Origin of the sequence: Paenibacillus sp. EKM301P (assembly GCF_011800295.1) — a bacterium.
Classification (GTDB): domain Bacteria; phylum Bacillota; class Bacilli; order Paenibacillales; family Paenibacillaceae; genus Paenibacillus; species Paenibacillus polymyxa.
The window spans coordinates 1-203 of the sequence record NZ_JAALFM010000192.1 but is presented as its reverse complement, the minus strand read 5'-3'; the positions used below and the strand labels follow the sequence as shown (position 1 = coordinate 203).

Genomic DNA, 203 nt, shown 5'->3' with positions numbered 1-203 from the left:
ACGCTGGACAGCTTCAAGACATCCTGCCAGATTTGGGCTAGCTTGGCCTCCAGTGGCGTCCGCGGTGCCACATACTCTAGGCCTCCTTCAAGGCGTGCTTCCGGTGCTGGCAATGCCTTCCGGTCGATTTTCCCGTTTGGCGTCAGCGGGAAACGATCCAGCTGTACCACATACGTCGGGATCATGTAATCCGGCAGCTTCGG

At 58.6% G+C, this 203-nt stretch carries 1 protein-coding gene; it reads right to left on the bottom strand.

The genetic code is table 11. The features are described 5' to 3' along the window. Positions 1-203 (bottom strand): hypothetical protein (locus HFD99_RS25500; protein ID WP_167441133.1); only part of this gene is annotated, 203 nt, incomplete at both ends.